The organism is Actinomyces sp. HMSC065F12 (assembly GCF_001814535.1).
GTDB classification, from domain to species: domain Bacteria; phylum Actinomycetota; class Actinomycetes; order Actinomycetales; family Actinomycetaceae; genus Pauljensenia; species Pauljensenia radingae_A.
In genome coordinates this window covers 906-1,478 of record NZ_KV817017.1, presented here as the reverse complement: position 1 = coordinate 1,478, position 573 = coordinate 906, and the positions used below count along the sequence as shown (strand labels likewise).

Annotated in this window: 1 protein-coding gene; it reads right to left on the bottom strand. The window is 55.8% G+C overall.

From position 1 onward, the window contains the following. Positions 1–573: SNF2-related protein (locus HMPREF2975_RS12095; protein WP_193600026.1), on the bottom strand; the 573-nt coding region annotated here is incomplete at both ends.

Genomic DNA, 573 nt, shown 5'->3' with positions numbered 1-573 from the left:
CCCAGTAGTTTTCCCGCGTGTAATACGTTTTGAAGTTGGCGGGGAAGTAGCTGGTTTTGTCGAGCATGGTGAGTAGTGGGAGCACGTCGAGCGGGCTGGAGACAATGGGCGTACCAGTCAGGCACACGGTTTTTTGTGCTTTCCGTGCGAGTTGGAGCATGGTGCGGGTGCGTTTGGCTCGCACGTTTTTCGCCCGGTGCGCTTCGTCGTAAATGAGGAGGCTGGGCTGCCAGGCCGCTAGGAGGCGGGCGAGTGGTGTGCGGCTGGTGGCGAGCGTGTCACTGGTGATCACGATTCCACTGGCGGGCAGGCGGCGTGGTGTGCGCGTGCTGCTGGTGATGGTGGTGATTGTGCTGGCTGGCGTGTGCTCGATGATGCCGCTTCGCCGTGTTTCGTTTTCCCAGTTACTAATAAGGCTGGGAGGGCAGATAATAAGAATTCGGCGCGGTTTTATTATTGCCGCAATTAAAAGAGCTTGAATTGTTTTACCTAAACCCGGCTCGTCGGCAATTAATGTGTGGTTTTGGAATACTGCTCGTACCGCGCCGATTGTTTGATATGTGTATGGCTGCG